Raw genomic sequence first — 21,653 nt, 5'->3', positions numbered from 1 at the left:
CCGCCGGTCACGCGCCACTGCGAAGATCCGGCGACTCAGGCAGACGCGTCCGGCCCCAGCCAGTCACGCAATGCAAGCCACGCGTCGCGTTTCGTCGCGTAGGGAATCGTATAAGCCGGGCTACTCGACGGCAGTCGCACCACCGGCGTCGTCACCCCCCCCTGTGCCAACGCACGCTGCCCGATACGCGCCGCCGTGCCGCCGTTGAACGCCACCGCACGCAGCGACGGCAGCGTGGCGATCAGGCCTGCAAGATCGCTACCGGCATGCAGACGAATATTGCTATCGAGACTGCCTTCGCGCCGCGCCTGCGCAACCACATCCCAAAGCCCCACGCCATGCGTGCGCAGCACATCCAGCCGCACCGCATACGGCAGCGACGGTAACGGCTCGCCAATCACATCCCCCACCAGATGCCAGAAGCGATTCTGCGGATGCGCGTAATACTGCTGGTGTGCGAGCGAAACCTCGCCGGGCAGGCTGCCGAGAATCAGCACACGTGTATGCGCGTCCGCCACCGGCGGGAAGTTGCGCTTGAGTTCGGGCAGTGGACGTGTCGCCATGAGGTTCAGTCGTGCGTCGCTTGCAGACGCCGCCAGAATCGGGGCAGAAACGCTTCGGTCACGAGCAACGGCGCACCGTGCCGGAGGAACACCGAGCGGCGCGCCCACAGTCGCAAATGCGACCGGGTGCCGACGAGCGGATCGCGGGCATCGTGCCGGGCACGGCCATGCAACAAATGACGCGGCCCCAGCGGGCTCGACACCAGCACGGAACGTGTGACCGTCGGGTCGTGGTAGAGAAGATCGGCGAGCGGACGCGTACGCAGACGACGCATTGCCTGCCATATCGACCGGCTATACGCGAGCGGCGTGACGCTGTGCGCCACGACCACCGGCTCGTCGTCGACCAGCAGAATGACATCGCGGGCCCACATCGGTGTGCGCAACGGCACGCCGATAGCGCGGCACTGATCGGCGTCGGCAGGCATCACCCGCTCTGCCACCACACGCACGCTCACCCGGCCGAGTGTCGACAGATGGCGCGTGAGCGCACCGCCGCGGGTCAGCCAGTCCTTGTGACGACGCGAGAGCGCCGGCGCCGGGACAGCCTGCCAGCGCCGCCCGCCTACATCGAATCGGAAAGTCATGGCTCGGCATTATAAAGGCGCCAGGCGACAGCGCGCCGCCCACGCATCTCCCCATTGCCTGCCAACGGAAATCCGTCGGCACAGCCGTGACGGCAAGGGACCCCGGCGGAATAAAAAACCCCCGCGACATTTCGACGCGGGGGTTTTTGAACTACGCTGCGAGCGATGCCGGGACGGGATCGGCCTCGACTCGGCGCGTGGGATCCGGCATGACCGGACCTACCGGGATTAACGGGCAGCGAGCAACAACGCGTTGGTATGCTTCACGAATGCGGCCGGATCTTCGAGGCTGCCGCCTTCGGCCAGCAACGCCTGATCGAACAGGAGTTGCGCCCAGTCGGACAAATCGGCGCTCTCGGCCGTGAGGCGCTGAACCAGCGCGTGCTCAGGGTTGATTTCGAGAATCGGGCGGAATTCCGGCATCTTCTGCCCGGCCGCTTTCATCAGACGCTGAAGCGTGCCGCTCATGTCGTTCTCATCCGACACGAGACATGACGGCGAATCGGTCAGACGGAACGTCACACGCACATCCTTCGCCTTGTCGCTGAGCAGTTCCTTCATCTTCTCGACGAGCGGCTTGAGTTCGTCGCTGGTTTTCTCTTGCGCAGCCTTCTCGTCCGCGTCCTCAAGCGCGCCCAGATCCAGATCGCCGCGCGCCACGCTCACGAGCGGTTTGCCGTCGAACTCATGCAAGTACGAGAGCATCCACTCATCGACACGATCCGTCAGCAACAGCACTTCCACGCCCTTCTTGCGGAAGACTTCGAGATGCGGGCTGTGGCTTGCCGCCACCCAGCTCTCGGCCGTGACGTAGTAGATCTTGTCCTGACCTTCCTTCATGCGGCTCACGTAATCGGCCAGCGATACGCTCTGCTCTGCCGAATCGTTGTGCGTGCTGGCGAAGCGCAGCAGCTTGGCAATGCGCTCCCGATTCGCGTGATCCTCGCCCGTGCCTTCCTTGAGCACCTGACCAAACGCGCCCCAGAACTGCGTGTACTTGTCTTGATGGTTCTCGGCCAGATCTTCGAGCAGACTGAGCACGCGCTTGGCGCAACCTTCCCGGATCGCCTTCACGTCGCGGCTTTCCTGAAGGATTTCGCGCGAAACATTCAGCGGCAGATCGGCCGAATCCACGACACCGCGTACGAAGCGCAGGTAGTTCGGCAGCAGTTGGTCCGCGTCATCCATGATGAACACGCGCTTCACGTACAGCTTGAGGCCGCCCTGCGAATTGCGATCCCACAAATCATAGGGAGCGTGACCCGGCACGTACAGCAGTTGCGTATATTCGCTGCGACCTTCTACGCGGTTGTGCGTCCACGCCAGCGGCGCCTGCATATCGTGGGCGATGTGCTGGTAGAACTGCGTGTACTGCTCGTCGGTGATGTCGCTCTTGCTGCGCGTCCACAGCGCGCTTGCCTGATTGACGGTCTCATCGGTCTCGGCGGGGACGCTCTCCTTTTTCTCCTCGTCCCATGTCTCGCCGCGCATCACGATCGGCAGCGAAATGTGGTCGGAGTATTTTCGGATGATCGACTGGAGTCTCCACGACGAAAGCAGTTCGTCTTCGCCTTCGCGCAAGTGCAGCGTGATGGCCGTGCCACGCGAGGCGCGCTCGATGGTCTCGACCGAGAAGTCGCCCTCGCCGGTCGACGACCAGCGCACGCCTTCCGATGCCGGCAGGCCGGCGCGACGTGATTCGACCGTCATGCGGTCTGCCACGATGAAGCCCGAGTAGAAGCCCACGCCGAACTGGCCGATGAGCGCGGCGTCCTTCTGTTGATCGCCCGACAGGCGCGAGAAGAACTCCTTGGTGCCGGACTTGGCGATCGTACCGAGATGCGAGATCGCTTCCTCGCGGCTCATGCCGATGCCGTTGTCCTCGATGGTAATGGTGCGGGCATTCTTGTCGAACGACACGCGAATCTTGAGTTCCGGATCCTGCTCGTACAGCGCTGCGTTGTTGATGGCTTCGAAGCGCAGCTTGTCGGCGGCGTCCGAGGCGTTGGAGATCAGTTCGCGCAGGAAGATTTCCTTGTTGCTGTACAGCGAATGAATCATCAGTTGCAGAAGCTGTTTGACTTCCGCCTGAAAGCTCATGGTTTCTTGCGCCATGGTCGGGAACCCTCGTGAATCAGTGAGATGGATGGAATGTCGACGCTGACCGCCGCCCGGCGCACTTGCGCGCGCGCTGCCCAAACGGCGGTACAGATCGGAACATAGGGACAGGACACCGCCATTTCAAGGCCGACGACAGGGTTATTTCGAGGCAAGTTACGCGACGATGCCGAAAATTGCGGCAAAACCTTCGCCACACCCGCAGCCACCGGAGCGTTCGTGGCCCGTCGGGCTCGTTGGCCCATCGGCTCACTGCGCTGTCTACGCGCCTCGCTATCGGCGCCCGGCCGTCCAGCCGGTCAGGCGGCCAGTTCGAGTTGCCGCGAGAGGAACGACAGCATGGCGGGATCGCTGGAGCACGCGACATTCATCCGCATCCAGGTACTCGGCGCCTGACGCGGCGAGAACAGCGCGCCCGGCGCAAACAGAAACCCTGCCTCGTGACCGGCGGCGGCGACCGCACTGGTATCGACGCCGGTGTCGACCCAGAGAAACATGCCCGACGTCGGATCGCCGAACATGCGAAGGCCAATGCGCTCCAGATGCCGTCGCGTGCTGTCGCGCACGTCGTCCAGACGCGAGCGCAAGCGCTCTACGTGACGCCGGTAATGCCCCTCGGTGAGTGCCTTGTAGACGATCCGCTCGTTGATCTCCGGCGTGGTCGAGCCCGACAGCATCTTGTGATCGATGAAGGTTTTCGCCAGTTCGGGAGAACAGGCGACGAATGCCACGCGCAGATTCGCCGCAAGCGTCTTCGAAAAACTGCCCATGTAGATCACGCGCTTGAGCTGATCGAGACTCGCCAGACGCGCGACTTGCTGGTGCGGCGGGCACAGGTCGCAGTAAATGTCGTCTTCAAGCACCATGAAGTCGTACTGCTCCGCCAGACGCAAAATCTGGAACGCGCGCGCCGGGGTCAGCGACGTGCCGGTCGGATTCTGAAGGATCGAATTGAGGATCAGCAACTTCGGGCGGTGCTGCTGCACCAGACGCTCCAGCGCCTGCATATCCAGCCCGTCAACCGTGTACGGCACGCCCACCGTATGCGCGCCTTGCGATGCAATGCGACCGAACATCACGAACCATGCCGGATCGCCCACGAGCACCGTATCACCCGCGCGCACGTAGAGACGCAGCAGAAAGTCGACCGCCTGCGTAATGCCAGACGTCAGCACGATCTGCTCCGGCCGCGCACCGATTTCGAGTTCGGCGAGTTGCGTTTGCAGTTGAACGCGCAACGGCAAGAAGCCATGCGGATTGCCGGTTTGCAGCAAGTGCGCACTCGACTGACGGCTCATGGAGCGCATGGCCGAGGTCATCATCTCGGCGTCGAGCCAGCTAGGGGGTAGATAGCCCATGCCAGGACCACGCTCGGGCGCTACCGAATGCAACATGCTGCGCACGAGCCACGCCACGTCGATGGGGCCCTTGGCCACCATCGGCATTGCGGCATTCTGCGGCGGCACGGCCGGCCGCTCGCGCACATAGAAACCCGAGCCGCGACGTGCTTCGAGATACCCCTGCGCAACCAGACGCTCGTACGCTTCCACGACGGAAAAGCGCGATACGCGCTTGTCTTCCGCGAGCGAGCGGATCGACGGCATGCGCATGCCCGGCAGGAACACCCGCTCCTCGATGCGCAGACTCGCCCAGTGCACGAGTTGATCGACGAGCGTCATGCGCGCCGTGTCGATTGCGGCATTGTCCGCCAGCGCCAGCGGAGAAATACGGTTCGTTGTCGTCATCGTCTATCTACCTCTGCCCGGTTGACCGGCATGGCACTACCAAAGTGTCTGCCCGCATCCGCTCATGGGTCGCCACTGTACGCCAGCCAAATTCCCTGTCAATCCCGAACTGTACCGAAGATTTCCTGAATATCTGTACCGGTACTGTACAGGAGTTAACCGATAAAGTGTCCTCTCAACTGGAGACCGCCATGCGTGAAATCCGACTCTTCGAACTGGACCGGGGACAGACAGTCTTCTGGCCGAGCCCGGCTGCTGACCTGCCGCAATCGCTTCAGGTATTGCAGGGCCTACTGTGGCTGACTGTGGAAGGCGAGCCCGCCGACCATTGGCTGCATGCTGGCGAGAGCTTCGAGATTCGCAGCGGTCAACGCGTGTGGCTCGGCACGTGGCAGGACGGCGCGCGGTTGCGCGTGAGCCAGCCGGCCAACACAGTCTCGCCTCCCGCCGGGAAGCCGGCCCGGGGGAGCGGCAAACGCCCTGGCTGGCGACTGGCCTGGCGCGACTTGGCCGCGCGGCTGGCCAATCGGTCGATGGCGCGGCTCTCGCGTGGATGAGTCTCGCAAGTCGCGAGGCGGAGTAAGCTATCGGTTTTGTCGCCCGAATCCACTATGTCCGTACCTCAAGCCCTGAAACTGGATCACCTCGTTGTTGCCGCGCAAACGCTGGAGGCGGGCGAAGCCCATGTCATCGAGCAGCTTGGTTTGACGGAGGTTGTGCCCCAGCGTGGCGGCAAGCACGCACGCATGGGCACGCACAACAGTTTGCTGGGGCTGTGGGGCGGTGTCTATCTGGAGATCATCGCCATCGATCCGGACGCCCCGCCGCCCGGCCGCGCGCGCTGGTTCGGGCTTGACGACGAGGCGGTTCAGGCCCGTCTCGCCCAAGGGCCGTATCTGGCGCATTGGGTGGCACGGGTGGATCGTCCGCGCTCGCTGCCGCGCTGGCAGAAACAGTATCCGCAACGGCTCGCCCCGGTCATCGAGATGCAGCGCGGCGCGCTGACCTGGCAGATCGGCGTGCCCGAAGACGGCAGCCTGCCCGCGTGGCAGGGCGCCGGACAGGGCGTGTTGCCGACGCTGATCCAGTGGGATTCGCCGCAGCACCCGGCCGATACGCTACCGTCTGCCGATTGTGCCGTCACGCTGTTGCGAGGCTTCCATCCGCAGGCGGCCGCGATCAATGAACAGTTGCAATGGCTTGGCGCAGACACGCTCATCAATGTCGAAGCCACACTGGTCGAGCCGTCGCTCGTCGCAGAAATCGATACCCCCGACGGTCCGCGCACGTTGCGCTAGGGCTGAAGCCACACCGAACGCCCGGCACAACGCATGGCGGGCGGACAACCGAAAACAAGACATACGAGGCGACACATGAATTCGCGCGAATCCCGGGGCATGCTGATCGGACTGATCGGCGTGCTGATCTTCAGTCTGACGTTGCCGATGACGCGCATCGTCGTGGCGGAGGTCAATCCGCTGCTCAACGGACTGGGGCGCGCGCTGGTCGCTGCCGTGCTCGCCGGCGCCCTGCTCTGGTGGCGTCGTGAACCGTGGCCCACGCTACCGCAACTCAAAAGTCTTGCCATCACGTCGCTGGGCGTGATCGTTGCCTTCCCCGTGTTCTCCGCATGGGCGATGAAAACGATCCCGGCGTCGCATGGTGCGGTCGTCAACGGTTTGCAGCCATTTTTCGTCGCGATCTACGCATATTGGCTCGGTGGCGAGCGTCCGTCGCGTGGCTTCTGGGTCTTTGCACTCGCCGGCAGCGCGCTGGTGATCGCGTTTGCGCTGCGCGCCGGGGGCGGCAGCCTGCATGCGGCCGACGGCCTGATGCTGCTCGCCGTGATCATTGGCGCCCTGGGTTACGCCGAAGGCGGCAAGCTTGCCCGCGAGATGGGGGGCTGGCAAGTGATCTGCTGGGCGCTGGTCGTGTGCGCGCCGGTGCTGGTCCTGCCGGTGGGCTGGCTCGCATGGCAGCAGCCCTGGCCCGTGAGCGGCAAAGCCTGGGGCGCATTCGCCTACGTCACCCTTTTCTCGCAGTTCATTGGCTTTTTCGCGTGGTATGCCGGTCTCGCCATGGGCGGAATCGCGCGCGTGGGCCAAGTACAATTGCTTCAGATTTTTTTCACGATTGCGTTGTCCGCCCTCTTTTTCGGCGAACAGGTCGACGCAGCGACGTGGCTCTTCGCGGCCGGCGTTGTCCTGACCATTGCACTCGGCAAGAACATGAAGATCGGCGCCTCGCGACTCACGGGCAAACCGGTCTGACGGCGCATTGCGGTGCATGCGATCCCTGCACCGCGACGCGCCTGCCCCCCGGCGTTTGCGCCTGCCCTCACGCCCCGGCACTCGCAACGCCCGATACTCGCGGCCGCTCATCAGGGCCGCATTCTCAAAGCGAGACCATCATGCATGATTGGCAATATTCCGAACGTGCCCGCAACCTGACCAGCTCGGCCATTCGCGAAATTCTGAAAGTTACGGAACGCCCCGAAGTCATTTCGTTCGCTGGCGGTCTGCCCTCGCCCGCCACCTTCCCCGTCGCGCAGATGCGCGCCGCCGCCGAGCGCGTGCTGACCGAGTCACCGCAGGCCGCGCTGCAATACAGCGCCACCGAAGGTTTCGCGCCGCTGCGCGAGTGGATCGCCAAACGCTACTCGCGCGACGGCCTCGTGCTCGTGCCCGAGAACATTCTGATTACCACGGGCTCGCAGCAAGGCCTCGACCTCATCGGCAAGATCTTCATCGACGAAGGCAGCCGCGTGCTGGTGGAAGCCCCCAGCTATCTCGGCGCGCTGCAATCGTTCTCGCTGTTCGCGCCGAAGTACGTGCCGGTGCCGACCGACGAGCACGGCCTGCTGCCCGAGGCACTTACGCCCGAGATCGTTGATGGCGCGCGCTTCCTGTACGCCATGCCGAACTTCCAGAACCCGACCGGACGCCGCCTGCCAATGGCACGCCGTGAGGCGCTGGCTGCCGTCGCCAGGCGCGAAGGTCTGGCGATCATCGAAGACGACCCCTATGGCGAACTCGACTACGAAGGCCAGCGTCTGCCCAGTCTCATGTCGCTCGCGCCGGAGCATGTGCTGTACATGGGCTCGTTCTCGAAGGTACTCGCGCCGGGGCTGCGGCTCGGCTTCATCATCGGCCCGAAGGCCGTGATCGCCAAGCTCGTTCAGGCGAAGCAGGCCGCCGACCTGCACACGCCCAGCCTTACGCAGCGCATTGCGTACGAGGTCGTGAAAGACGGCTTCCTGGATACGCATATCCCGTCGATCCGCACGCTCTACGCAGCGCAAGCCAAGGCGATGCTGGCCTCGTTGGCGAAGCACATGCCGGCAGACGCCACCTGGACCACGCCGGCGGGTGGCATGTTCATCTGGTTGACATTGCCCGCCGGCATCGACACCATGCAGTTGCTGGAAAAAGCGATTGCGCAGAATGTGGCGTTCGTGCCCGGCGCGCCGTTCTACGTCGGCACACCGCAATCGAATACGCTGCGGCTGTCGTTCGTCACCGTGCCCCCCGAGAAGATCGAGGTGGGCGTTGCACGATTGGGTGCCCTCGTAGCCGACGCGCTCACGCGCCGCGCCGCCTGACCCGATCGCCCTGAGCGTCGATGTGCCGCCCGAAGGGAGTTCGGACCGGCATATCGACGTTGCTGCGTTACTGCGTAGCTCCGGTGAAGCCGTGGGTTCGACGCCGATCGCCGTACCAGCCTCATACCGACCTGTCCGACCGATCGATCGGTCCGTTTCAATGCATCTGCAAGGAAGCCGTAAATGTCCGTCTACGACAAACTGAAGCAACTGGGTATCGAACTGCCGAGCGCCGGCGCCCCCGCTGCCGCTTACGTGATGAGCGCCCAAACCGGCAACACCGTGTTCCTCTCGGGCCATCTGCCGAAGAAGGATGGCAAGATCTGGACCGGCAAGCTCGGCCGCGACGTGAGCGTTGACGAAGGCAAAGCTGCCGCACGCGCTGTCGCCATCGAACTCATCGCCACGCTGCATGCCCACACAGGGGATCTGAACAAGGTCAAGCGCATTGTGAAGCTGATGAGCCTCGTGAACTCGACGCAGGAATTCACCGATCAGCATCTGGTGACCAACGGTGCCTCGGAACTGATTGCGGAAGTCTTCGGCGATGCCGGGAAACACGCGCGCTCGGCCTTTGGCGTTGCGCAGATTCCGCTGGGCGCGTGCGTCGAGATCGAACTGATCGCAGAACTCGCATGACGATTGCGGGGTGAACGATGTGCCGCGTCGCGGGCGCGTCCCACTTCCCTTACGCACCAAAAGACAACAGCCACCCTCGGGTGGCTGTTGTCTTTTGCGGGTGCTGAGTGTGCCGGCGGCCGGAGCGAAAGCCCGATCAGAGAGGTTTCCCCCGGCCGTAAGCGCGGCGCATGGCAATGGCAACGGCAAGCGACAGCACTACTGCCAAGGCAAGTAACGCCACGACCCCATGCCAACCGTGCGACTTCAGCATCACGCCCGAGTAACTGCCCAACAGGCTCGACCCCAGATAGTAGAAGAACAGGTACAGCGCCGAGGCAATCGCGCGCCCTTCCGTGGCGCGGCGTCCCACCCAACTGCTGGCAACGGTATGTGCACCGAAGAAGCCGAATGTGAAGATCGCCAGGCCGGTCACCACGCCCAGCACCTGTGAGCAGAGCATGGTGACGAGTCCCACGAGCGACAGCGCGACCAGCACCCACAGCAAACGAGGACGTCCCACACGATCCGAGAGCGGCCCGGCGATGAACGAGCCCACCACACCAATCAGATACATCGTGAAGATCGCGCCAATTGCCGCGTGCGGCAAATGGAACGGCGGCGCCGACAGATGGAAGCCCAGATAGTTGTAGACGCTGACAAAACTGCCCATCATCAGCCCGGCGAACAAGTACAACCCCAACAGCGCCGGATCGCCCAGATGGCGGCGCGCGTGACCCACCGCCTCGCGCACGGTCATGTGCCGCGGCGTGAAGCGGCGCGAATGTGGCAGGCTGCGCGCAAACTCCAGCCCCATCGCCAGACACACCAGCCCGATCACCGCGACCGACACCCGCCACGAGAACATGTCTGCCACGAAGGCGGCAAGCACGCGCCCTGCCATGCCGCCGAGAATGTTGCCGCCGATATACAGACCCATCGACATGCCGAGCGAGCGCTGATCGATCTCTTCGCTCAGATAGGCCATTGCGATGGCCGGCAGCCCGGAGAGCGCCAATCCTTTTAGCGCACCGAGAATCACGACCGTCTCGAAGTTGGTGGAAAACGCACTGGCCAGCGTGAGTACCGACGAACTCAGCAGTGCGATCGTCATCATCCGCTTGCGGCTCACTCGGTCGGCAGCAACGCAGGTCACGAGCAACCCCAGCGCCATCATCATGGTGGCGGCCGACACCGACCAACTGGCTTGCGCCGGCGTAATACCGAACGTGGTGGTCAGCAACGGCAGCAACGACTGCATGCAGTACAACTGCGCAAACGTCGAAAAGCCACCGAAGAAGAGGGCCCGGCTGATGACGGCATATTCCCGGGTGCCACGCGCGACACCTGCTGGAAGCTTGGATGCAGAGGCGCTGCCGGCCGGCGCCCCGTTGGGAAGGGGTAATGAGTTTGTTGATGCCATGACACCGGTTCGCCTCGCGCGAACCAAGGATGAAATATATAGAGCGAATGATAGGTTTGCCGTTACCCCTCGTCCAATATATATTTAAGTGATGTTTTCATATATAAAACAGATCAATCGAGGTTCGACGTATGGAATTGCGCCATCTCCGCTACTTCGTCACCGTGGCTGAAGAATTGCATTTCAGTCGTGCGGCGCAAAAGCTCAATATCGGACAGCCACCGCTTTCCATGCAGATTCGTGCGCTGGAGGAAGAACTTGGCGTGCCGTTGTTCGAGCGTTCCCAGCGCCGTGTCTTCCTGACCACCGCCGGGCGTGCGTTTCTCGCGCGAGCGCGGCAGATCCTCGCCGACGCCGACGCAGCCCGTCTGGAGGTACAGCAAATTGCGGGGCTCGACGCCGGAGAGTTGCGCATCGCGTTCACGACCTCCGCACCGATGACCAATCTGATGAAACGCGTGCTCACCAGCTATCGGCAGCGGTATCCGCGTGTAACGCTCACGCTGAGCGAATCCCCCTCGGAGCGCCAACGCGACGCCCTGGCGGAGCGCACACTCGACATCGGCCTGTTGCGTCAGGCAGACAGTGCGCCCCCCGTGGCCGGATTGAGTTTCGAAACGTTGGTCGATGAAGCGCTGGTGGTCGTCCTGCATCAAGGGCATGCCCTGTCGCGACGTAAGCACCTGTCCATTGCGGATCTGGCCAACGAAGCGTTCATCATGCATCCGCACGATGTCGGTACGGCCGTTGATGGGAAAATCCGTGCGATGTGTGAGCGGGCGGGATTCACGCCGCGCGTGGTGCAGGAAGCACGCGAGTCGACAACCATCGTCGCACTCGCGGCAAGCGGGCTAGGCGTTGCTGTCCTGCCTGCCGCCGTACGATGCATTCAGATCGAGGGAGCATGTTTCATGGACCTCAGCGAGCCCGACGCACATACCCCACTGCTACTGGCCAAACGCCGCGACGACACCAGCCCGTTAGTGCAGGCGTTCGTCGCGATGTGCCATGAAGTGGCTGGCAGTCTTCACGAGAGGGGCCAGTCGCCGAACTGACTCGGGATCAGCCTCGCAGCGACGCGGCCAGCCCGATGACGACGACGCCCAGCACGAGGTTGAGGATCACCAGACGGCGAATGCCATTCACCGCGGCAGCACCATCCGGCCATGATTGCGCCTGCACCGCGCGTTGCAGGCGCGGGAACAGCGCAAACCGGATGTGACCGAACACAAGCATCATCAGCACGCCGATGCCCGCCATCGCATGCACGGGCCAACGGGCGTGCAGGCCGCCCGTCCCCATCATCATATGACCGCCCGAGAGCAGAATCACCACGATGGCCACGCCCACCCACGTAAAGAAGCGCGTGAGGGCAGCCTCCCACAGCGGCAGGCGTTGTTGTGGCGAGAGTTCAGACGACGCCGGCCGCAAGCAGACCAACGCAAAGAACATTCCCCCGATCCAGACCGCGACGCTCACCAGATGCAAGAACAGGCTAAAGGCATAAACGCTCATGCATGACTCCCGTCAGGATGCCGAAGGCGCGGCCGGCAACACAGGCTCGAGCGAACGCGGCTTGAATGTAGCGAACTTGACCGCGGGCGAACGCCCCTTACGGGCACGCTTGCCGATATTAGGCGCCAGAGATGCCCCCGAGAGAGTCTCGGACTGCACCTTGCCGCCACGAACTTCGCCGTACACCGTGACCCCGGCTTCGCTGATCGGCACGGCCGACACCAGCGTCTGCTTGTCGTCGAGCCCGATCAGGGTGACACCGCGCCCGCCGCCTGTGAGCGACTTCATCTCGTCCATCCCGAACACGAGCAGACGGCCGTCGCTCGACAGACATGCCACAGCGCTCGCCCCTTGCCAGATCGGCGTCGGTGCCAACGGCTCTGCGCCGTCGTCGATGGTCATGAACGACTTACCCGCTTTCACGCGGCTGACCATATCGCCCAGCTTCGTTGTGAAACCGAAACCTGCCGACGTGGCCAGCAACAGCGGCTGCTCGGCCGATGCCGCGTAGTAGTGCAGCAAGCGCGAGCCCGATTCGAGCTCAATCAGCGACGTGAGCGGCACGCCGTCGCCCCGGCCGCCCGGCAATAGCGACACGGCCACGGAATAGACACGGCCGTTGCTGCCCCAGGCAATCAGCGGATCAACGGTGCGGCACTCGAATGCGCCGTACAGGGCATCGCCCTGCTTGAACGAGAAGCCTTGAGCGTCAAGGCCGTGGCCCTTGAGCGCGCGCACCCAGCCCTTGGCAGAGACCACCACTGTGACCGGCTCGTCGACCACCCGCGCTTCGGCAATCGCGCGCTTCTCTTCCTGAATCAGCGTGCGGCGATCGTCGCCGAACTGCTTCGCGTCGGTCTCGATTTCCTTGATGATCAAGCGCTTCATCGCGCTGTCGTTGGCGAGCAATTCTTCGAGCTTTGCCTTCTCGTCGCGCAATGACGTCAGCTCCTGCTCGATCTTGATCGCTTCCAGACGCGCCAACTGACGCAGACGGATTTCCAGAATGTCTTCCGCCTGACGCTCGCTCAACTGGAACGCGCTCATCAGCGCCGCCTTCGGCTCGTCCGACTCGCGAATGATGCGAATGACCTCGTCGATATTCAGGAAGACGATCATCCGCCCTTCGAGAATATGAATGCGGTCGTTGACCTTACCCAGACGATGGCGCGAGCGACGTGTGACCGTCTCGAAGCGGAAGCCGATCCACTCGGTAATGATGTCGCGCAACGACTTCTGTGCCGGGCGACCATCGGCCCCCACCATAACGAGGTTGACCGACGCGCTCGACTCCAGGCTCGTGTGCGCGAGCAGCATCGTGATGAATTCCTGCTGGTCGATGCGACTCGACTTCGGCTCGAACACCAGGCGCACCGGGGCATCTTTGCCCGATTCGTCGCGCACGGTATCGAGCATGCCAAGCACCGATTGCTTGAGATTCTGCTGCTCCGGGGTGAGCGTCTTCTTGCCGAGCTTGACCTTCGGGTTGGTGATTTCCTCGATTTCCTCGAGCACCTTCTGGCCCGAGGTATTCGGCGGCAGCTCATACACCACGGCTTGCCACTGGCCGCGCGCCATCTCTTCGATCTTCCAGCGTGCGCGCACCTTGAGGCTGCCACGGCCGCTTTCGTAGGCAGCACGAATTTCCGCAGCACTCGAAATCAACTGACCGCCTCCCGGGAAATCCGGGCCCTGCACGTACGTCATCAACTCGGCATCGTCGAGCTTCGGGTTGCGAATCAGCGCAACCGCTGCCGACGCGACTTCGCGCAAATTGTGCGACGGGATTTCCGTCGCCAGACCCACGGCGATCCCCGATGCCCCGTTAAGCAGCACGAACGGCAAGCGTGCCGGCAACAAACGCGGCTCTTCCGTCGAGCCGTCGTAGTTCGGCACGAAGTCCACCGTGCCTGCATCGATTTCGTCGAGCAGCAGTTTCGCGATCGGTGTCAATCGCGCTTCGGTGTAACGCATGGCTGCCGCGCCATCGCCATCGCGCGAGCCAAAGTTGCCCTGGCCGTCGATGAGCGGATAGCGCATCGAGAAGTCCTGCGCAAGACGCACCAACGCGTCGTAAGCGGACTGATCGCCGTGCGGGTGAAACTTGCCGAGCACGTCGCCGACGACTCGCGCCGACTTGACTGGCTTGGCGTCGGCCGCGAGGCCCATTTCGTTCATCGCGAACAGAATCCGGCGCTGCACTGGCTTCTGGCCATCGCAGACGTCCGGCAGTGCACGGCCTTTGACCACGCTAATTGCGTAGTCCAGATAAGCGCGCTCGGCATAGGCGCCAAGCGTCAGCGTGTCGTCATCCGACGGTTGCGTAAAGAGATCTTCTACTTGTTCCATAAAACCTGTGGGTTTGCTGCGAACGTTTGACGAGAGTTCGGGTGGACGTTGACCGCGAGATCATACCAAGCTCGTCGGCACATTTCGGCAAAAACACGTCCGATTGACAAAGCGAGACGTGATTTAGGAGCTAGGGAGACGGGGATCGGGAAGACACCCCCCCTGTTTCAGACGAATCCGAGTCTCGAGACCCGACATGACGCCGGCGACCGCGAGGCCCTCCCCGCCGGCAAGACCACGGCGGCGAACCCGGCGACGTGGGGATTCAGTCGGTCGACGATGCGGACGACAGCGCCCTTGGCGCCGAGTCACGCACCGACGCGTTCGGCATGGTAGCAGGCACGACGGGCAGACCGGACGGCGCGCCCAGAATGACATGAATGCGGCCATCGCGCGTACCGCTGACGCGGGCACGGCCGACTTGCCCGGTATTACCGCTACCGCTCGCCCTGATGACACTGCCGCCGGGCGTGGTGTCCGGGGCGTCGGGATTGAAGCGTCGATAGAGTTCGAGCACGGCGGCCACGTAATCGCGGGTCTCCGCGTAAGGCGGTATCTGATCGGCATGACGCGCTACGGCGCCCTCCCCGGCGTTGTACGACGCGAGCACAAGCTCGAGACGATCGGGATAACGTGCTTGCAGATCGCGAAGGTAGCGCGCACCGGTCAGCACGTTGATACGTGGATCGGTGAGCTTGTCCGCCACCGTGCGCTTCGCATCGGCACGCACGCCGTAACGCTCGCCAGTGGCCGGCAACACCTGCATCAGGCCGACCGCCCCCTTGGGCGACACCGCATCGCTGTCGAACCCCGACTCCGCTGCAATGACGGCCTTGAGCAGCGCGGCATCCACATGAAAACGCTGCGCCGCCTGTGCGATTACAGGCGCCAGCTTTTTCAGATTGGGATGACGTGCGAGCGCGTCGTAAAGACGTGAGCGATCAGTACCGCTAACAACGCCGCCCTGCGAGGTGCGCAGATCGGCGTTACCCCCCGATCCGACGACCAGACGGTAACGCGCATCGAGCTTGCGCGCAGCGAGATGGGCCACGCCATTCTCGTCGACGTAACCGTAGAGTTCGGCGTGCGCTAACGGCGCTGCGACGAGTAGCACAGCCGCCACCGCAGGCCCTGCGAGCTTGCGCAGAGAGACGTGTCGGCGGAGCGCTCCGAGGCGATCCGCCGTGGATAACCGATTATTGCTGACCTTTGACATGCACCTTGATCGTCTGGCTCATTGCCGGACCGTATGACTGGTGCGCACCGTTGGCGAACTGCATCGTCAACGTGTGATCGCCCGGCGTCAGATTGACGCTCGTCTCGGTCTGGCCCTTGCCAAAATGCAGGTGCGTGTCGTCGGTGGGTACGACCTGACCTGCCGGAATGGGATCGCCGTCGATGATGAGGTGGTGATGACCGGTATCGGGCGTCATATCGCCCGCCGGCTTGATCGCCATTCCCTCGACGCCGAACTTGACCACTACCGGGTTCGAAACCGTTGCACCGTTGGTCGGGGCAACGAAAAAGACGCGCGGCTGGGCCGACTGTGCCAAAGCGGTAACGCTTGCGCCAGCAAGCAACAATGGCACGAAAATGCAACGCATGGAACGCAACATAACGCGACTCCCGGTAAGGGTGAAGGTTGGATTATCCCACTATGTAAGCGCTCACGCTGGCCTGCCCATCCGTGAGGCTCCCGTCATTGGAACGACATCGGCTCAGATGCTCAGATGTCGGCTTCCACTTCGTTGCCCTTGGCTTCGAGCCAGCTGCGCCGCTGCGCCGCTTCACCCTTGCCCATGAGCATATTCATACGCGCCACGGTCGCGTCGAAATCGAGTCCACCGAGTGCCACGGGACTCAGCCGGCGCGTGTCGGGATTCATGGTGGTTTCCCACAACTGCGCCGCGCTCATTTCCCCCAGCCCCTTGAAGCGGCTGATCGACCATGCGGACTCGCGCACGCCGTCCTTGCGCAGCTTGTCGAGAATCGCTTCGAGTTCGCCTTCGTCGAGTGCATAGAGCTTCTGCGCAGGTTTCTTGCCACGCGCCGGTGCATCTACCCGATAGAGCGGCGGACGCGCCACATATACGTGCCCCTTCGCGATCAATTGCGGGAAATGACGGAAGAATAACGTAAGCAGCAGCACCTGAATGTGCGAACCGTCGACGTCGGCATCCGAGAGGATACAAATCTTGCCGTAACGCAGATTCGACAGATCGGGCGTATCGTTGGCGCCGTGCGGATCGACACCGATAGCCACGGCGATGTCATGCACTTCGTTGTTCGCAAAGAGCCTGTCGCGCTCGGTTTCCCAAGTGTTGAGCACCTTGCCGCGCAACGGCAGAATTGCCTGAAATTCCTTGTCGCGGCCCATCTTCGCCGAACCGCCCGCCGAGTCGCCCTCGACCAGAAACAGTTCGTTACGCGTGATGTCTTCGGTCTCGCAATCGGTCAGCTTGCCCGGCAACACCGCCACGCCGGAACTCTTTTTCTTCTCGATCTTCTGGCCGGCACGCGTGCGCGCCTGCGCCTGACGGATCACGAGTTCGGCGAGCTTCTTGCCATGCTCGACATGGTGGTTGAGCCACAGTTCGAGTGCAGGACGCGTGAACGACGACACGAGACGCACCGCGTCACGACTATTCAGACGCTCCTTGATCTGCCCCTGGAACTGAGGATCGAGAACCTTTGCGGACAGCACGAAAGACACTCGCGAGAAGACATCTTCAGGCAGCAGCTTCACACCCTTGGGTTGAAGATTGTGCAGCTCGATAAAGCCGCGCACGGCCTGAAACAACCCTTCACGCAGCCCCGATTCGTGGGTACCGCCTGCCGGCGTCGGAATCAGGTTGACGTACGACTCGCGCACCGGCGCACCGTCTTCGGTCCATGCAACGACCCACGCCGCACCTTCACCTTCGGCGAAGCTGTCTTCGTTGCCGTCGGCAAATCGTTCGCCTTCGAACAACGGAATGAGCGGCTCGGCACCGTTCAGCGACTCGACCAGATAGCCACGCAGACCGTGCTCGTAGAACCACGTCTGTTCTTCGCCGTTCTTCTCCTGGCGCAGCGTCACGCGCACGCCCGGCAACAGCACCGCTTTGGAGCGCAGCAAACGTTGCAATTCGCCCAGCGGCAGCGTGGGACTATCGAAGTACTTCGCGTCCGGCCAGACGGTGACGCGTGTGCCGCTCTTCTTCTCGCCACGTTGTGCCGCGCGCGAATGCAGTGCCACGTTGACGTTACCGCCGTCGGCAAATTCAAGTTCGGAGACCTGGCCGTCTCGCCACACCGTGACGGCCAGACGAGTCGCCAGTGCGTTCGTCACCGACACACCAACGCCGTGCAATCCACCCGAGAACGTGTAAGCGCCACCGGCAGCCTTATCGAACTTGCCACCGGCGTGAAGACGCGTAAATACGATTTCGACGACCGGCACCCCCTCTTCCGGGTGGATGCCGACGGGAATGCCCCGGCCATCGTCCTCAACGCTTACCGAACCATCCTTGTTCAGCGTGACGAGAATTTGCTTGCCGAAGCCGCCAAGCGCTTCGTCCGACGCGTTGTCGATGACTTCCTGAATGATGTGCAGCGGATTTTCCGTGCGGGTGTACATGCCCGGGCGCTGCTTGACCGGCTCAAGGCCTTTCAGGACCTTGATGGACGCTTCGCTGTATTGGGCAGGCGTATTTTTTTTCGACATAGCGTGACTGAATTGGGGTACAACGCCCGGCGATTATCCACATTTCCTGTGGACAACCACGGGGAAAACCCATTAACACATGACAAAAGTGACGCCGGATCAACGACTTGAGTTGCGGCGCCCACATAATGGGCACTCTGAGCGCACGCAGCGCCCGGCAAAGTCAGCCGGGAAGTGAGCCGCGCCCGATGAATCGCGGCCTATTGTACTGGTACTCGCGGCGCGATCGAGCGACAGGCCGCCTCCGGCAAAATCAAGACGCCGGATATCCGGCCGCCAGTCCAGCTAACGACCCTCAGGCGTTCTCGCCGCGCTGCTTGGCTTCGAGTACTTCCCAGCGTTCGAGCGCTTCGAGCAATTCCAGTTCAATGGCCTCGAAACGTTCGGACAACGCCGCCCCTGCTGCCGGATCTTTCACAAAGATCGAACCGTCTTCGATCTTCGCTGCGGCGTCCTTTTGTTCATTTTCCAAGGCGGCAATGCGCGCCGGCAGACCGTCGAGTTCGCGCTGTTCCTTGTAGCTCAATTTGACCGTGCGATTGGCGCTGCGCTTGGCGGCGCCGGCCGCTTCCCTGGAGGTCTCCTCTGCCGGTGCGCGCTGCGCGGCAAGCGCAGCGGAGCGTTCGCTCTGCACCTGCCAGTCGGTGAAGCCGCCGACATACTCGCGCCAGTTGCCGTCCCCCTCGGCCGCAATGACCGAGGTCACGACGTTATCCAGGAACGTCCGGTCGTGGCTCACGAGGAATACCGTGCCGCTGTAGTCCTCGAGCAGTTCTTCGAGCAACTCGAGGGTCGGGATATCCAGGTCGTTGGTCGGCTCGTCGAGCACCAGCACGTTGGCCGGACGCGCAAACAGACGCGCGAGCAGCAACCGGTTTCGCTCCCCGCCCGAGAGCGACTTCACCGGCGAGCGCGCACGCTCCGGCGAGAACAGAAAGTCGCCGAGATAGCTCATGACGTGCTTGCGCACGCCGCTGATTTCGATCCAGTCGCTGCCCGGGCTGATCGTGTCGAGCAGGCTCTTCTCGGGATCGAGTTGGGCGCGCATCTGATCGAAGTACGCCACCTGCAAATTGGTGCCAACGCGAATCTGCCCGCTGTCCGGCGCGATTTGGCCGAGGATGAGCTTGAGCATCGTGGTCTTGCCAACGCCGTTCGGGCCCACAAGGCCCACCTTGTCGCCGCGCATGAGAGTCGCCGTGAAGTCGCGCACGATGACGCGATCGCCATACGACTTCGTCACGTTGGTGAGTTCCGCCACGATCTTGCCGGACTTTTCTGCCTGCGCCACGTCCATGCGCACGTTGCCCTGAATTTCACGGCGCTCGGCGCGCTCGTTGCGCATCGTCTTCAAGCGCTCGATACGCGACACGCTGCGCGTACGGCGCGCTTCAACGCCCTTGCGAATCCACACTTCTTCCTGCGCGAGCAGCTTGTCGAACTTCTCGTTCTCCACGCGCTCGACTTCAAGCTGTGCGGCTTTGCGTTCCTGATACTGCGTGAAGTTGCCGGGGTACGAAAGCAAACGTCCGCGATCGAGTTCGACGATGCGCGTGGCAACACGGTCAAGGAAACTGCGATCGTGGGTGATGAACAGCAACGCGCCGCGAAAGCCGATGAGCAGGTCTTCGAGCCAGCGGATCGCGTCGAAATCAAGGTGGTTGGTCGGCTCGTCGAGCAGCAGCACGTCGGGCTTGGCCACCCAGGCCTGCGCCAGCGAAACGCGCTTTTGCATCCCGCCGGAGAGCGCTCCGACACGAGCATGACCATCGAGACCCAGTTGGGCGATGGTCGTCTCGACACGTGTCTTGAGCTGCCATGCACCGGCGGCGTCGAGCGAAGATTGCAGGCTGTTGAGACGCGCGAGCAATGCATCGTGCTCCGCGCCCTCGGGAGCGTCGGCGAGCGCCTCGGCCGTGCGATCGTAATCGGAGAGCAGCAGGTGCGAGTCGCCGAGACCCAGCGCGACGGCGTCGAATACTGTCTGCTCGGCGTCGAACTCGGGCTCTTGCGGCACATAGACCGTATGGAGTCCCGCCTGACGGGCCACCAGCCCGTCATCGGGCGCGGTCAGGCCCGCCACGATCTTGAGCAGCGACGACTTACCTGCGCCATTGCGCCCGATAAGCCCGACGCGCTCACCGGCTTCGAGCGAAAAATCGGCATTGTCGAGCAATGCCACGTGACCGAACGCCAGTTGGGCGCCCGTGATGGAATACAAGGCCATGTGTCGGGGAACGGGAGAACTGCGATGGAAGGTATTGTAGTGCCGGGCACTAAGGCCCGGCCGATATTGCACTGCTATGGCATTGCTATGGGACTGCGATTACGCCGCCATGACTTGGCTACGGCACTGTCATTGCGCGGCCGGTGCACGCAGCATTTCAATATGCATGATGCCGTCTTCGTCATACGGCTCGCTTGCCTTGACGAACCCGAATGCGCCGTAGAACGCTTCCAGATGTGCCTGAGCACCAATACGCAGCGAGGCCGACGGCCACTGCACCTCGGCAATGGCTACCGCCCGGGCCAGCAACTCGCGCCCGAGTCCGGTACCGCGATGCGACGACGCCGTGATCACCCGCCCGATCGACGCTTCGTCGTAGGCAAGTCCCGGTGACAGCAAGCGCAGATATGCGGCTATCTGCGGCTGATCCGACGCATCGCGCGCTTGCGCGACGAGATGCAGGCTATGGGGATCGCGTCCGTCGATGTCCTGATAGGGGCACTGTTGCTCAACCACGAATACGGCATTTCGCGCCGCCAGAATGCGATAAAGCAGTGTGCTGCCCAACTCGTCGAACGACTTGCACATCCATTCCATTCCCGACTCTCCAGCCTCGCGTTGCGAAAGGCGGGACTATAGCACCGTCACAAAACGACGATGCCGGCATCGCGCACAGGGAATGAGGGGAACTGAATTACTGGTAGTAGACGATGCCCTGCTCGATGTCGGCGCGGGCGTTACGCTCGGCGTCGTCAAGGGCGTTACCTTGCGTCGCGAAGCCGTAGGCGGTCTGAACCTGGTAGGCGCCCACTTTTTCCATACCTCGATGGGTCGGGCGGTGAATCTCGTAGAACGCGTCCCAACGGGCGTTGTCACGCTCCACTGCACGAACGCTGTACTGGAATTCTTGATATTGCGATGTTTTCATTTTGTATCCTTCTTACTGCATAAAATTTGACTAATAACTATCCCTCTCGAATCGGCTTACGGTGATGAGAGTGCAGATTTGCACAAATGTTTCCGTGAAGTGCACGCAGCGTATCCGTCAAATGTGACAGGCACGAGACATTCGCGTGACTGACATACGACGGATGGCACTGCCGAACGCTGCATATGGCGCAAGACCGCATGCACACCGTCACTGCACAACGTAAGGTGCAATGGGGGCGTTCTGTGTACGACTTCCTATTTCGGGGAACGA

19 protein-coding genes are annotated in these 21,653 nt (G+C 62.6%); 6 read left to right on the top strand and 13 right to left on the bottom strand.

The genetic code is table 11. The annotated features are described in order from the left end of the window. Window positions 1–35 precede the first annotated feature (35 nt). The 4 genes from AT395_RS10040 to AT395_RS10025 all read right to left on the bottom strand — a co-directional run bounded on the left by AT395_RS10040 (window position 36) and on the right by AT395_RS10025 (window position 5,013). On the bottom strand, window positions 36–563 hold the full coding sequence (locus AT395_RS10040; RefSeq protein WP_042115405.1) for a DNA-deoxyinosine glycosylase: 528 nt from the start codon (window positions 561–563) through the stop codon (window positions 36–38). A gap of 5 nt (window positions 564–568) precedes the next feature. After that, window positions 569–1,150 carry a chorismate--pyruvate lyase family protein gene (locus tag AT395_RS10035; protein ID WP_042115404.1) on the bottom strand — a complete coding sequence of 194 codons (582 nt, stop codon included), beginning with the start codon at window positions 1,148–1,150 and terminating at the stop codon, window positions 569–571. 228 nt (window positions 1,151–1,378) lie between these two features. Then, window positions 1,379–3,265, bottom strand: a complete 1,887-nt coding sequence (gene htpG / locus AT395_RS10030) for a molecular chaperone HtpG (RefSeq protein ID WP_048629165.1) — start codon at window positions 3,263–3,265, stop codon at window positions 1,379–1,381. A gap of 302 nt (window positions 3,266–3,567) precedes the next feature. Then, the gene (locus tag AT395_RS10025) at window positions 3,568–5,013 is read right to left on the bottom strand and encodes an aminotransferase-like domain-containing protein (protein WP_047014184.1); all 1,446 of its coding nucleotides are present in this window, start codon (window positions 5,011–5,013) and stop codon (window positions 3,568–3,570) included. Window positions 5,014–5,204: 191 nt separating this feature from the next. Here AT395_RS10025 and AT395_RS10020 point away from each other — a divergent pair, with 191 nt between their 5' ends. The 5 genes from AT395_RS10020 to AT395_RS10000 all read left to right on the top strand — a co-directional run bounded on the left by AT395_RS10020 (window position 5,205) and on the right by AT395_RS10000 (window position 9,253). Next, window positions 5,205–5,570, top strand: a complete 366-nt coding sequence (locus AT395_RS10020; RefSeq protein ID WP_048629164.1) for a DUF2917 domain-containing protein — start codon at window positions 5,205–5,207, stop codon at window positions 5,568–5,570. 54 nt (window positions 5,571–5,624) lie between these two features. Continuing rightward, on the top strand, window positions 5,625–6,311 hold the full coding sequence (locus AT395_RS10015) for a VOC family protein (protein WP_048629163.1): 687 nt from the start codon (window positions 5,625–5,627) through the stop codon (window positions 6,309–6,311). A gap of 75 nt (window positions 6,312–6,386) precedes the next feature. After that, window positions 6,387–7,283: a DMT family transporter gene (locus tag AT395_RS10010; protein WP_042115401.1), complete on the top strand. Its 897-nt coding sequence runs from the start codon at window positions 6,387–6,389 to the stop codon at window positions 7,281–7,283. Between the two features lie 140 nt (window positions 7,284–7,423). After that, complete coding sequence (locus AT395_RS10005; RefSeq protein WP_042115400.1) at window positions 7,424–8,614, top strand: aminotransferase-like domain-containing protein; 1,191 nt, start codon at window positions 7,424–7,426, stop codon at window positions 8,612–8,614. Between the two features lie 183 nt (window positions 8,615–8,797). Beyond that, on the top strand, window positions 8,798–9,253 hold the full coding sequence (locus AT395_RS10000; protein WP_042115399.1) for a RidA family protein: 456 nt from the start codon (window positions 8,798–8,800) through the stop codon (window positions 9,251–9,253). A gap of 136 nt (window positions 9,254–9,389) precedes the next feature. Here the strand turns inward: AT395_RS10000 and AT395_RS09995 are convergent, their stop codons facing one another. Then, window positions 9,390–10,655 carry an MFS transporter gene (locus AT395_RS09995; RefSeq protein ID WP_042115398.1) on the bottom strand — a complete coding sequence of 422 codons (1,266 nt, stop codon included), beginning with the start codon at window positions 10,653–10,655 and terminating at the stop codon, window positions 9,390–9,392. Between the two features lie 131 nt (window positions 10,656–10,786). Between AT395_RS09995 and AT395_RS09990 the strand changes: the two genes are divergently transcribed. Further along, the gene (locus AT395_RS09990; RefSeq protein WP_048629162.1) at window positions 10,787–11,710 is read left to right on the top strand and encodes a LysR substrate-binding domain-containing protein; all 924 of its coding nucleotides are present in this window, start codon (window positions 10,787–10,789) and stop codon (window positions 11,708–11,710) included. A 7-nt stretch (window positions 11,711–11,717) separates the two neighbouring features. On the opposite strand, the gene AT395_RS09985 is transcribed toward AT395_RS09990, so the two are convergent. The 8 genes from AT395_RS09985 to AT395_RS09950 all read right to left on the bottom strand — a co-directional run bounded on the left by AT395_RS09985 (window position 11,718) and on the right by AT395_RS09950 (window position 21,380). Beyond that, on the bottom strand, window positions 11,718–12,170 hold the full coding sequence (locus AT395_RS09985) for a CopD family protein (protein WP_042115396.1): 453 nt from the start codon (window positions 12,168–12,170) through the stop codon (window positions 11,718–11,720). 12 nt (window positions 12,171–12,182) lie between these two features. Next, the gene (parC, locus tag AT395_RS09980; RefSeq protein ID WP_048629161.1) at window positions 12,183–14,519 is read right to left on the bottom strand and encodes a DNA topoisomerase IV subunit A; all 2,337 of its coding nucleotides are present in this window, start codon (window positions 14,517–14,519) and stop codon (window positions 12,183–12,185) included. Between the two features lie 265 nt (window positions 14,520–14,784). Continuing rightward, window positions 14,785–15,735: a lytic transglycosylase domain-containing protein gene (locus AT395_RS09975; RefSeq protein WP_082164799.1), complete on the bottom strand. Its 951-nt coding sequence runs from the start codon at window positions 15,733–15,735 to the stop codon at window positions 14,785–14,787. After that, window positions 15,716–16,135: a DUF4399 domain-containing protein gene (locus AT395_RS09970; protein WP_197090698.1), complete on the bottom strand. Its 420-nt coding sequence runs from the start codon at window positions 16,133–16,135 to the stop codon at window positions 15,716–15,718. The genes AT395_RS09975 and AT395_RS09970 overlap by 20 nt, the downstream gene beginning before the upstream one ends. Window positions 16,136–16,245: 110 nt before the next feature. Further along, complete coding sequence (locus AT395_RS09965) at window positions 16,246–18,225, bottom strand: DNA topoisomerase IV subunit B (RefSeq protein WP_042115394.1); 1,980 nt, start codon at window positions 18,223–18,225, stop codon at window positions 16,246–16,248. A gap of 295 nt (window positions 18,226–18,520) precedes the next feature. Beyond that, window positions 18,521–20,452: an ATP-binding cassette domain-containing protein gene (locus tag AT395_RS09960; protein WP_048629160.1), complete on the bottom strand. Its 1,932-nt coding sequence runs from the start codon at window positions 20,450–20,452 to the stop codon at window positions 18,521–18,523. A 129-nt stretch (window positions 20,453–20,581) separates the two neighbouring features. Continuing rightward, window positions 20,582–21,049 (bottom strand): GNAT family N-acetyltransferase, encoded by a 468-nt coding sequence (locus tag AT395_RS09955; protein WP_048629159.1) that lies wholly within the window; start codon window positions 21,047–21,049, stop codon window positions 20,582–20,584. 97 nt (window positions 21,050–21,146) lie between these two features. Then, window positions 21,147–21,380, bottom strand: coding sequence for a hypothetical protein (locus AT395_RS09950; RefSeq protein ID WP_042115391.1), 234 nt, complete (start codon window positions 21,378–21,380; stop codon window positions 21,147–21,149). Window positions 21,381–21,653 lie beyond the last annotated feature (273 nt).

Origin of the sequence: Pandoraea apista, from assembly GCF_001465595.2 — a bacterium.
Taxonomy (GTDB): domain Bacteria; phylum Pseudomonadota; class Gammaproteobacteria; order Burkholderiales; family Burkholderiaceae; genus Pandoraea; species Pandoraea apista.
The sequence above is the reverse complement of the archived record's forward strand: the minus strand, read 5'-3'. Positions and strand labels throughout refer to the sequence as shown.

Coding starts and splice junctions, on each gene's coding strand:
- AT395_RS10040 (WP_042115405.1), bottom strand. CDS start 563: ATGGCGACACGTCCACTGCCCGAACTCAAGCGCAACTTCCCGCCGGTG.
- AT395_RS10035 (WP_042115404.1), bottom strand. CDS start 1,150: ATGACTTTCCGATTCGATGTAGGCGGGCGGCGCTGGCAGGCTGTCCCG.
- htpG (WP_048629165.1), bottom strand. CDS start 3,265: ATGGCGCAAGAAACCATGAGCTTTCAGGCGGAAGTCAAACAGCTTCTG.
- AT395_RS10025 (WP_047014184.1), bottom strand. CDS start 5,013: ATGACGACAACGAACCGTATTTCTCCGCTGGCGCTGGCGGACAATGCC.
- AT395_RS10020 (WP_048629164.1), top strand. CDS start 5,205: ATGCGTGAAATCCGACTCTTCGAACTGGACCGGGGACAGACAGTCTTC.
- AT395_RS10015 (WP_048629163.1), top strand. CDS start 5,625: ATGTCCGTACCTCAAGCCCTGAAACTGGATCACCTCGTTGTTGCCGCG.
- AT395_RS10010 (WP_042115401.1), top strand. CDS start 6,387: ATGAATTCGCGCGAATCCCGGGGCATGCTGATCGGACTGATCGGCGTG.
- AT395_RS10005 (WP_042115400.1), top strand. CDS start 7,424: ATGCATGATTGGCAATATTCCGAACGTGCCCGCAACCTGACCAGCTCG.
- AT395_RS10000 (WP_042115399.1), top strand. CDS start 8,798: ATGTCCGTCTACGACAAACTGAAGCAACTGGGTATCGAACTGCCGAGC.
- AT395_RS09995 (WP_042115398.1), bottom strand. CDS start 10,655: ATGGCATCAACAAACTCATTACCCCTTCCCAACGGGGCGCCGGCCGGC.
- AT395_RS09990 (WP_048629162.1), top strand. CDS start 10,787: ATGGAATTGCGCCATCTCCGCTACTTCGTCACCGTGGCTGAAGAATTG.
- AT395_RS09985 (WP_042115396.1), bottom strand. CDS start 12,170: ATGAGCGTTTATGCCTTTAGCCTGTTCTTGCATCTGGTGAGCGTCGCG.
- parC (WP_048629161.1), bottom strand. CDS start 14,519: ATGGAACAAGTAGAAGATCTCTTTACGCAACCGTCGGATGACGACACG.
- AT395_RS09975 (WP_082164799.1), bottom strand. CDS start 15,735: ATGTCAAAGGTCAGCAATAATCGGTTATCCACGGCGGATCGCCTCGGA.
- AT395_RS09970 (WP_197090698.1), bottom strand. CDS start 16,135: ATGTTGCGTTCCATGCGTTGCATTTTCGTGCCATTGTTGCTTGCTGGC.
- AT395_RS09965 (WP_042115394.1), bottom strand. CDS start 18,225: ATGTCGAAAAAAAATACGCCTGCCCAATACAGCGAAGCGTCCATCAAG.
- AT395_RS09960 (WP_048629160.1), bottom strand. CDS start 20,452: ATGGCCTTGTATTCCATCACGGGCGCCCAACTGGCGTTCGGTCACGTG.
- AT395_RS09955 (WP_048629159.1), bottom strand. CDS start 21,049: ATGGAATGGATGTGCAAGTCGTTCGACGAGTTGGGCAGCACACTGCTT.
- AT395_RS09950 (WP_042115391.1), bottom strand. CDS start 21,380: ATGAAAACATCGCAATATCAAGAATTCCAGTACAGCGTTCGTGCAGTG.